The organism is Deferribacterota bacterium (assembly GCA_034189185.1).
Taxonomy (GTDB): domain Bacteria; phylum Chrysiogenota; class Deferribacteres; order Deferribacterales; family UBA228; genus UBA228.
In genome coordinates this window covers 1-10,593 of sequence record JAXHVM010000064.1, presented here as the reverse complement: position 1 = coordinate 10,593, position 10,593 = coordinate 1, and the positions used below count along the sequence as shown (strand labels likewise).

The window sequence follows — 10,593 nt, the reverse complement described above, 5'->3', positions numbered from 1 at the left end:
TGCAATACTACCTTCCTCTTTATATGCATCAATACCAAATAGAAATGAAAGTGCTATTATTAAACCACCTGCAACTACAATAGGTATCATATATGATACACCCGTTAATAAGTGCTTATAAAAAGCAGGTTGTCTAGCTTTTCTATTCTCTTTAGTTTTAGAGATTACCCTGTCTAAATCTTCATATTGAACTTTTTTAGCTTTCTCAAAAGACTCATTAATAACACTTTCAGCATCATTTATTGCTTGTTTTGTTGAAACAATATGAACAGGCTTATTTTTAAATCTACTTAAATCAACATATGTATCTGCTGCTATTATAACAACATCTGCCCTATCGATTTCCTCATCAGTTAATATATTTTTAGCCCCTACAGAACCTTGGGTTTCAACTTTTATATTATAACCTAGATTAGCTGCGCTATTTTTTAGTGCCTCTGCCGCCATAAATGTATGGGCAATACCTGTAGGGCATGATGTCACAGCAACTATATTAACCTTATCTTCCTGTATTTGAAGTGGCTTATCCTTTTTTAAATCAACTTTCCCTATTTTAATTGCAGAATCTAGTACAACCTGCGTATCAATAATTGCATTACTTATACTAGTAGGGTATATAAATTTTCCACTAAAACGCTTCATATCAATCTGGGACTCAAAAGCCATTATTACGATATCAGCGTTCTTTATATCTTCGCTATTTACACTATATTTTTTACTCTTATAGGAAGTTGTTTCAATTTTTACTGAATGACCCATATTCTCAGCAACTCTTTTAATTGCATAGGCTGCCATAATCTCATGGGATTTGCTATTCTTGCAATCTGTTACAACAACTATATTGGCCATATTGATTCCCTCAGCTTATATGTTCAACTTCTATATTTTTATAATATCTTTCTAAACTCAATATATTTTCTAACTGCCTATTAAAAGATGAGAGCAATGAGAGAGAGCTTGCAGTCGATAATTTTGCAATCTCCTCTAATGAGCAATTGTTAATTATGCCATATAAAAAACCAGATAAGAAAGCATCACCTGCACAAGTTGTAGAATTTATCTTATCAGGCACACCCTTCACAAATATTTTTGCGTCTCTTGTAGAAATTAAAGCTCCCTTTTCTCCCATAGTTAATAGTACATATTCTACGCCTTTATTATGAATATATTTTAGTGACTCCACAATCTCCTTAATTGTTAATGAACTTTTATTCAGTAGTTCACAATATTCATTATAGTTGGGTTTAATGGCAAAAGGTGGTATACGAAGAGCTTCTTTTAAAGCAATTCCACTAGTATCAATAATTACCTTTTTATTTTTAGATACTGCAATTTTTCCAAGTTTATAATAGACATCACTATTAAAAGTAGGTGGGACACTCCCTGAAAAAACAAAATAATTAAAGTTAGGCGCAAACTCTTCAATCATTGATTGCATAGCACCTAAGCAAAGTTTTTCTCTATATATGCTCTCAGTGTTAACCTCTGTTGTTACATTTGTAGAATCCTCAACAATCTTATAATTTTCCCTCGTATAACCATTATAATATATAAAATTGTCATTAAGTGATTTTTCTTTAAAATAGTCTAAAAAATAGTATTTGTTTTTTTCACCTAGAAATCCAGTAACAGATATATTTTTAAACCCTAAATCCGATAAAAAGGAGGCAACATTTATACCCTTGCCAGCTGCAAACCTAACGTACTTATCAACCCTATTAAGTTTGCCCTTATAAAGCTCATCTACATATAAAATTACATCTATTGCAGGATTTAACGTTATAGTAATCACGATATCTTCTTTAATAAATCTCTTACTTCGCTTCCACTTCTGCACTTAAGAGCTAATTTTGCTAAATCTGCACAATCCTGGTAATTAAGAGTATTTATTTTATACTTTATTCCTGAGATTGCATTAATATTAGCACTTAATTTATCAATACCTAATCCAATCACAAATGGTAAAGCTGTCATATCTGAGGCAATCTCACCGCATACTGAAAGCTCTTTTTTATACTCCTTTGATACGCTCACAACTCTATCTATTAGCCTCAAAATAGATGGATGTAAGTGATCGTTTCTTCGCGCCAATTCTGAATTTGTTCTATCAACCGCCAAGGCATATTGGGTTAGGTCATTTGTACCAATTGAAAAAAAATCTACTTTTTTAGCTAATATATCAAGCATAATAGCAGTAGCAGGAACTTCAACCATTATCCCTAATTTTATATGGCCTATATCATAGGTATTCTCAGCTTCATTAACAATGTCAATAACCTCATCTATTTCATCATAAAAGGTTACCATTGGAATTAATATATTAACATTATAATTAACAGCTGTTTTAGCAATTGCCATTATTTGGTTTTTTAGTATATCCCTATTCTTCAAAAGTAATCTAATACCTCTAACACCTAAAAAGGGGTTTTCTTCCTTTTCGCTCTTTAAATATCTAACATTTTTATCACCCCCTATATCTAATAACCTAATTATAAAAGGAAGACCCTTGAGCCTTTCAGCAATATTTGAATAAACCTTATATTGTTCATCAATTGTTGGCGGCCTATCTCTATCAACAAATAAAAATTCTGTGCGAAAAAGGCCAACACCTTCAGCTCCTTTATCAATTGCCTTTACTACATCAAACTCATTAGAAATATTTGCAAAAACATCGATCCTTTTTTTGTCTTTTGTTATTGCTGGCTCAAATGCCTTCATTCTTTCTTCTTCTTTTAACTGGTCTAAGTCCATTTTCAACTTTTTAGCTAATTCTATATCTTCATTTACAGGATTTACAACTAAACAACCCTTAAATGTATCTAGTATTGCTAAACTACCATTTTCACAACCTAATACTTCATCACCACAACCAAACAAATAGGGAATTTCCATTGAATTTAGTAATAATGATGCATGTGAATTTTCACTTCCTTTAACTAATACAACACCTAAAATATTTTCATTAAAATTAGCTATATCACTTGGAAACAGTTCTTCTAAAGCTGCAATATATGGTTCATCAATAGCAAATTTATTATCTGTTCTATCACCACTTATTAATCTTAACACCCTCTTTCTTAGATCCTCCAAATCTTTTTTTCTCTCTGCAATATATTTAGATTTACTAGCATCAAGCTCATTAATAAATTGTGAAACAACATTATTCCATACATTAATAGCGTTCTTTTCTTCATTTAAGTTTTTATATAAATCCTTAATTATATTCTTATCCTCTAAAAAACTAATCTGTGTGTTAATAACCCGTGACATCTCTTTATCAGTTTCTCTTGCAATCTTTTCTCTAATAGCAATAAGCTCCTTTCTAGCTTTTACTAATGCATTTTTTAGCCTATTCCACTCCTCACTAATATCACCGCTGGTATTGTATGTAGCCTCTTTATCATCACTTAATACATATATTGGCGCTACAACAATATCTTTGTTATAGCCCTTACCTAAAAATATATTATCGGATTTATAATTATATGTATCATCTATTAAAATATTATACTCTAAATTATCTATATATTCATTTGCTTCTATAGTTGTTTCTTCTAAGCATTTTTTTATACAATTATAGGCCTTTTCAGAATCAGCCCCTCTAATGTATATTCTAATCTTATCACCCTTTTCAATTCCCAATGACAATAGGGATATTAAACTCTTAGCGACAGCTACCTTATTGTCAAAAGATATAAAGATTTCAGCATCATAATTACTAATCTCTTCTAAAATTTTACTTGCAGGCCTGGCATGTAAACCGTGTTCATTTTTAACAACTAGCTCTTCAACAATCTGAAAATCTGACTCATCTAAAGAGGTTAGATTATCTTCTTTATCTACTTTCTCTGCTAACAAGTTAATAACCTCATCCTTATTATTGGTATGTCTTAAAATATCTAACTTTTCATTATCTTGAATAATCTTTGTTAAATTTGCCAGAATATCCATATGATCATCACTTTTTGCAGCTATTGCTACAATGAGATAGGCCACATTATCAAGATCCCATTTTACTCCCTCTTTTACTTGAAGGATAACAACCCCTGTCTTTATTATATTGTTCTTGTCTTCAAGACTACCATGGGGTATTGCAACTCCATTGCCAAGATAAGTATTAGCCTGTTTTTCTCTTTTAAATAAACTATCTATATATTCTCTATTGATATAACCATTTTCATATAATAAATTACCGGCATAAGCTATAGCCTCAAATTTATCCTTAAAGTTAAGGCCTAATCTTATATCATTCTCACCTAACTTAATCATTATCCTAAAATTTTAATTGTTTACTATTTATATTGCAAGTAAAATCAATTTAATATATAGTTATAAATATTATTTTTGTACATAATCATTCATATAGGGAGCAGAAAATGGATAATTTTGATATTGCCCTACCTAAAGATATTGTTGATGGCAAAACAACGGATATATACTTTCTTAGAACAAAGGAGATACTTGAAAAAGCAAAAATCGATAAAAAGGTCACAATGGAAGTTGCCCAAAAAAGTATGCCCAAAGAATACCCCTTTGGTATATTTACAGGCTTAAGATATGTATTAGAATTACTTAAAGGTAAAAATATTGATGTTTACGGCTTACCAGAGGGCTCACCATTTTTTGAGGATATACCTGTGTTAACTATTGAGGGTAATTATTTAGAATTTGGCATATATGAGACTGCTATCTTGGGGTTTCTTTGTCATACAAGTGGCATAACTACAAAAGCTCTCAAATGTAAAATAGCAGCAAAAGATAAAACAGTCTTGAGTTTTGGGGCAAGGAGAGCCCATCCAGCAATAGCAGGTATGATTGATAAATATGCATATATAGGTGGTTGTGACGGCTTTTCTGTAACCTTTGCTTCCAAACTATTAGATAGAGAAGCAAGTGGGACAGTGCCCCACGTTTATATATTACTAATTGGCGATACTTCTAAGGCAATGGAGCTATATGATATATATATCGACCCATCTGTTAAAAGACTTGCCCTAGTTGATACATTCAATGACGAGCGTTTTGAGACTATAAGGGTTGCAGAAAAGTTAAAAGATAAACTAGATAGTGTTAGGTTAGATACCCCTTCATCTAGACGTGGCAACTTAAAGAAAATTGCAGAAGAGATAAGGTGGGAATTAGATATTAGGGGTTACAACCATGTAAAGATATTTGCAAGTGGCGGTTTAGATGAAAATAATATTAAAGAATTAAAAACAATTATAGATGGTTTTGGCATTGGAACTAGTATTTCTAATGCAAAAGCAATGGATTTTTCAATGGACATAGTTGAGATTGAAGGAAAACCCATAAGCAAAAAAGGCAAAAAATCCTCCTTTAAATACGTATATCAATGTGAAAAATGTTTATATATGGAACCAAATACAACAAAGGATGCAACCCTATTTTGCCCAAAATGTGGAAATAAACTTAAAAATATAACAACAAAATTTATAGAAAAGGGAAAAATAATTAATGGTCTAGACGATAATGAGACAATTAGAAGTAGAATTTTAAATAGCAAAGAAATCCTTAAAAATTATATATCTTATGAATGATAATTTTAAAGATTTAAGAGAAAAGATGGTTAAAGTACAGCTTATATCAAGAGGTATCAATGATAAAAAAGTATTAAAAGCCTTTCTTGAGATACCAAGGGAAGAATTTGTTCCTGATAATTTAAAAAAATATGCCTATGAGGACGGACCCCTCTCAATAGGTTTTGGGCAAACTATATCACAACCATATATGGTTGCGGCAATGACTGAATTACTAAACTTAAATAGTGATGAAATCTTACTGGAGATAGGGGCTGGCTCAGGTTACCAAGCAGCTATTGCCTCCAAGTTGTGTAAATATGTGTATACCATTGAAAGGATTAAGGAATTAGCTGAATACGCAAGAAATAATTTAGAAAGATTAGGGATAGATAATGTTAAAGTTATAGTTGGCGATGGATCAAAAGGCTATCCTGAAAATGCTCCCTATGATAAAATATTATATACAGCAGCAACCCCGTATATAGGAGATATAATATTCGATCAATTAAAAGATAATGGTGCGATAGTAGCCCCAATTGGAGATAGATTTGCTCAAAAACTTACTAAATATGTAAAGACAAAAAATAAAATAAAGGAATATTCCTATTTTAGCTGTATATTTGTTCCGCTAATTGGAGAATATGGGTATAAATAAATTAATATTTAAATGAATTTAGCCGGTGTAGATGAGGTGGGTAGGGGTGCTTTAGCTGGACCAGTTTTGGCATGTGCCACAATATTACCCACTGACTTCAACTCAACATTAGTTATTGACTCTAAAAAACTATCTATTAAAAAAAGGGAAGAAGCCTTTAATTTTTTAATGAAAAATGTAATCGATTATGGGATAGGTATTGTGTGTCCTAAAATTATTGATAAAATAAATATACATAGGGCAACAAAACAGGCAATGTATATTGCACTAAATCAGCTAAAACAACCTTATAGCCTAGTTGTTATAGATGCTCTGTTATTATCAAAATTAGATGTAAAAAATATAAGTATTAATAAGGCTGAAGATAAATATATTCAAGTTGCAGCAGCTTCAATTATAGCAAAAGTTACAAGGGATAGATTGTTAGATCAGTTAGATAGATTATTCCCAAATTATGGTTTTAATAAAAATAAAGGTTATGGCACAAAAAAACATATAGAGGCCTTAAGGAAATATGGTCCATCTATTGTGCACAGAAAAACTTATTTAAAAAAATTATCTTTTAATAATTTATAGTGATATAATCTACATAAGAAGTTCACATTTACTTTTTAGTGCAAAAATGCTAAATAAATCATTAGAAAAGATTATTTTATAGGATATAAATAGAAAGAATCTTCAATGGGTTTTTATTGCCAAAAAGTGCATATTAAAAAATGAAACTACATATAAAAACTAGTGAATATTGCTATGAAAGAGATTAAATTCTGGAAAATGAGCGGCGCTGGTAATGACTTTATCATTATTAATAATATAGATAACAGTTATAATAATTTTCCCTTTAAAAAATACATATCAAAATTATGTAAAAGAGGTTTGTCAATAGGTGCTGATGGTGTTGTTATAATCAAGCAATCGAAGGTGGCAGATATTGCATGGGAATTCTACAATTCTGATGGATCTATAGCTGAAATGTGCGGCAATGCAGCTAGGTGTGTAAGCAAATTTGCATATTTAAACAATATTACATCAAAAAGATTAACAATTGAAACACTTTCAGGCATTATCAATTCTGAGGTAATTGACGATTATACTATAAAAACTGAGTTACCTCCTCCTAAAATGTTAAAACTTGACTATAAAATTACCTTGGATGATAAAGATATTGCAATCTCATCTATTAATACAGGTGTTCCCCATGTTATAATTTTTGAAGAAAATATAGAAAATGTTGATTTAATAAACTTAGGTAGGAGCATAAGATACAATAGCTTATTTAAGCCAAGGGGTACTAATGTAAATATTTGTGAAATAGTAGATGAGAACACAATAAAGATAAGAACCTATGAAAGAGGCGTAGAGAATGAGACATTAGCTTGTGGAACTGGTGCTTTGGCCTGCGCAATAATATCATCACATAAATTTACAAAATACCCAATTACTGTTTTGACAAAAGGTGGCACTTCTCTTATAGTGTTAAAAAATAATGGAAAATATTATATACAAGCTGAAGCACGAATTGTCTGTAAAGGCAAATTTAATCATGAAGCATATACTTATTAAAATATAAAATTAGGAGGTTCCTATGTATGAAGGTGCTTGTGTTGCAATTGTAACACCCTTTAAAAATGATAAAGTTGATGAAGAAAGCTTAAGAAAACTTGTAGAATTCCAGATAGAAAATGGAACAAAAGGAATAATACCCTGTGGAACTACTGGCGAATCAGCAACACTAACATATGAAGAACACTGCAAAGTTATTGATATAGTAATTGACCAAACAAAGAAGAGAATTCCAGTCATAGCTGGTACTGGCTCAAATAGCACACATGAAACTGTATATCTCACAGAGCACGCAAGAAAAGCTGGTGCAGATGCTGTACTTATTATAGCCCCTTACTACAATAAACCAACCCAAAAGGGGTTATTTGAACATTACAAATATATCGCAGAACATGTTGATCTGCCTTTAATAATTTACAATATTCCAGGAAGGACAGCCTGTAATATATTACCTGATACAATTATAAATCTCTCACATATAAAAAATATAATAGGTGTAAAAGAAGCAAGCCTATCACTAGACCAAGCTGCAAAGATTATAAAGAATACCCCTGATGACTTCTGTCTGCTATCAGGTGAAGACTCTCTAACCTTTCCTTTATTATGCTTAGGCGCTAATGGTGTTATATCTGTAGCATCTAATGTTGTACCAGCTAAAATGGCGCAGATGTGTGAATACATTAAGGCTAATGATTTCATAAATGCAAGAAAAATTCATTACGAACTACTAGACCTGTTTAAAGTTTTATTCCTTGAAACAAACCCTATACCAGTTAAAAAAGCAATGTACCTAATGGGGCTTATTGAAGATGAGATCAGATTACCTTTAACTCCACTATCAGAGGATAATACAAAAATATTAAAGGATGTTTTACACTCATTAAAGATTAACACAGTAAATTAGGAGGTTACAATGAATATATGTGTAGTTGGTGCTGCAGGTAGGATGGGTAGTCTAATTGCGTTAGAGATTATTAATTCTAGTAAATTAAACCTAGTTGGAGCAATAGAGGCAGAAAATTCTCCTTTCTTAGGAAAAGATATTGGTGATATATGCAAATGTGATAAAACTGGTATAAATATTACATCAAACATATTGGATATAGCTAAAAAAGCAGATATTATAATAGATTTTTCAGGCTCAAAAGGTACAAAGGCCAACTTAGATAATTATAGCAAATTAAAAAAACCTTTGGTTATAGGTAGCACCGCATTAGATGACAGTACAGTCAAAAGCTTAGAAAATATGTCAAAAAATTTCCCCCTTGTTTTATCACCAAACATGTCAATAGGTGTTAATCTACTATTTAAATTAACTGAAATTGTTGCAAAAACACTAAAAGAAGGTTTTGATATAGAAATAGTTGAAGCCCATCACAACATGAAAAAAGATGCACCAAGTGGTACTGCTATGAAATTAGCAAATATAATAAAAGATATAAATTCCCTAAAAGAAAATGATATTATATACGGTAGAAAGGGTGATAGTTGTGTTAGAGAAAAAAATCAGCTTTGTGTACACGCTATAAGAGGTGGAGATATTGTTGGTGATCATACAGTTATGTTCTGTGGTTTAGGTGAAAGGCTAGAGTTAACACATAGGGCTTCATCAAGAAATACTTTTGTTAAAGGTGCTATTAAAGCTGCTCTCTGGATAAAAGAAAAGGAACCTGGATTGTATAATATGTATGATGTCTTAAATCTAAATATATGATATTTAATGACCTACTTTCTTAAAAAACATTATCCCCTTATATTTTTCTTTATTTTATTAGCTGTTATATTTCTATTTTCATTAACTATACGCACCCAAAAATTAGTTTATTGGGAAAAAGAAAATACTAATTATGTAGCCTGTGGATACCCAGCCATGACAACCCTAGATGCTTATTATTGGCTTAGATACGCCAAAGAGTATGATAAAGGTATCTATAATGGTGGCAGTTTAGATAAGTTAAGATTCTATCCAGATTACAAAAAAAAACCCAAAATTATTCCAATGCTCTCTTTTATTTTAGCTAAGGCATCGGCTTTTTTTGATAACAATTATTATTACGCTGGGCTTTATTTGATTCCCTTTCTAGCAAGCCTATTTGTTATCCCTCTTGGCCTTTATTTCTATATCATAAAAAAACCTCTTGCAGGCCTCATTGGGGCAACAATTGCTACTGCGTCATATATGTATATTGCTAGAACTACTATAGGTAGAGTAGACACAGACGCATTAAATCTTTTTTTTCCTATAACTGCATCTCTTTTCTTATTATTGATATATTTAAATAATAAAAAAGTTTATATATATTTAAACACCCTATTATTAGCGTTAACTTTATTATTATTTAATTGGTGGTACTCCCATCCTGGATTTACTATTGTATACTTTGCTTTTCTAATTTTAGTTTTATTAATTAAAAAGTCCAATCTTAAAATATTTATTATATCATCAATAATCTTATTTATATTTTCTAACCCTATCTTTTTTATAGAGGGTATTTATAATCTATTACATTTTACAACCAACTATATAATCGGCAAACCAGACAGCAGCGGAATAAACATGCCAAACATTCTCTCTACCATAACTGAAGCTCAAAAAAGGCCAATCAATATGACTATGTCAGCTATTTTATCAAATAACTATATAAATTTTATTGGTCTATTATCATTTATTATAATATCACTATTCTTTTACAAAAAAATTATCCCTATAATTCCACTATTCTTACTTGGCATTATCTCTTTTAAAAGCTCAATAAGATTTGTAATGTTTCTTGCCCCCTTTGTTGGGATAGGCTATGGACTACTTATACACTTTATAATTGAAAAATTTAAGAT

At 30.8% G+C, this 10,593-nt stretch carries 10 protein-coding genes; 7 read left to right on the top strand and 3 right to left on the bottom strand.

All coding sequences use genetic code 11. The features are described 5' to 3' along the window. From SVN78_05865 to ptsP, 3 genes are all read right to left on the bottom strand, one after another. Positions 1 to 849, bottom strand: an 849-nt coding sequence (locus SVN78_05865) for a PTS fructose-like transporter subunit IIB (protein ID MDY6821129.1), incomplete at its 3' end; no start/stop codon positions are given. A 10-nt stretch (positions 850 to 859) separates the two neighbouring features. Further along, the gene (locus SVN78_05860; protein ID MDY6821128.1) at positions 860 to 1,837 is read right to left on the bottom strand and encodes a 1-phosphofructokinase family hexose kinase; all 978 of its coding nucleotides are present in this window, start codon (positions 1,835 to 1,837) and stop codon (positions 860 to 862) included. Next, the gene (gene ptsP / locus SVN78_05855) at positions 1,789 to 4,269 is read right to left on the bottom strand and encodes a phosphoenolpyruvate--protein phosphotransferase (GenBank protein ID MDY6821127.1); all 2,481 of its coding nucleotides are present in this window, start codon (positions 4,267 to 4,269) and stop codon (positions 1,789 to 1,791) included. The genes SVN78_05860 and ptsP overlap by 49 nt, the downstream gene beginning before the upstream one ends. 107 nt (positions 4,270 to 4,376) lie before the next feature. Here ptsP and SVN78_05850 point away from each other — a divergent pair, with 107 nt between their 5' ends. From SVN78_05850 to SVN78_05820, 7 genes are all read left to right on the top strand, one after another. Next, a complete protein-coding gene (locus SVN78_05850; protein MDY6821126.1) occupies positions 4,377 to 5,558 on the top strand; it encodes a nicotinate phosphoribosyltransferase in 1,182 nt (393 codons plus the stop codon). Next, a complete protein-coding gene (locus tag SVN78_05845) occupies positions 5,551 to 6,195 on the top strand; it encodes a protein-L-isoaspartate(D-aspartate) O-methyltransferase (GenBank protein ID MDY6821125.1) in 645 nt (214 codons plus the stop codon). The genes SVN78_05850 and SVN78_05845 overlap by 8 nt, the downstream gene beginning before the upstream one ends. A 12-nt stretch (positions 6,196 to 6,207) precedes the next feature. Beyond that, the gene (locus tag SVN78_05840; GenBank protein MDY6821124.1) at positions 6,208 to 6,771 is read left to right on the top strand and encodes a ribonuclease HII; all 564 of its coding nucleotides are present in this window, start codon (positions 6,208 to 6,210) and stop codon (positions 6,769 to 6,771) included. Positions 6,772 to 6,945: 174 nt separating this feature from the next. Further along, positions 6,946 to 7,758: a diaminopimelate epimerase gene (gene dapF / locus SVN78_05835; protein MDY6821123.1), complete on the top strand. Its 813-nt coding sequence runs from the start codon at positions 6,946 to 6,948 to the stop codon at positions 7,756 to 7,758. 22 nt (positions 7,759 to 7,780) lie between these two features. Further along, positions 7,781 to 8,662: a 4-hydroxy-tetrahydrodipicolinate synthase gene (gene dapA / locus SVN78_05830; protein MDY6821122.1), complete on the top strand. Its 882-nt coding sequence runs from the start codon at positions 7,781 to 7,783 to the stop codon at positions 8,660 to 8,662. A gap of 9 nt (positions 8,663 to 8,671) precedes the next feature. Then, positions 8,672 to 9,472: a 4-hydroxy-tetrahydrodipicolinate reductase gene (dapB, locus tag SVN78_05825; protein ID MDY6821121.1), complete on the top strand. Its 801-nt coding sequence runs from the start codon at positions 8,672 to 8,674 to the stop codon at positions 9,470 to 9,472. 6 nt (positions 9,473 to 9,478) lie between these two features. Next, positions 9,479 to 10,593 (top strand): STT3 domain-containing protein (locus tag SVN78_05820; protein MDY6821120.1); only part of this gene is annotated, 1,115 nt, incomplete at its 3' end.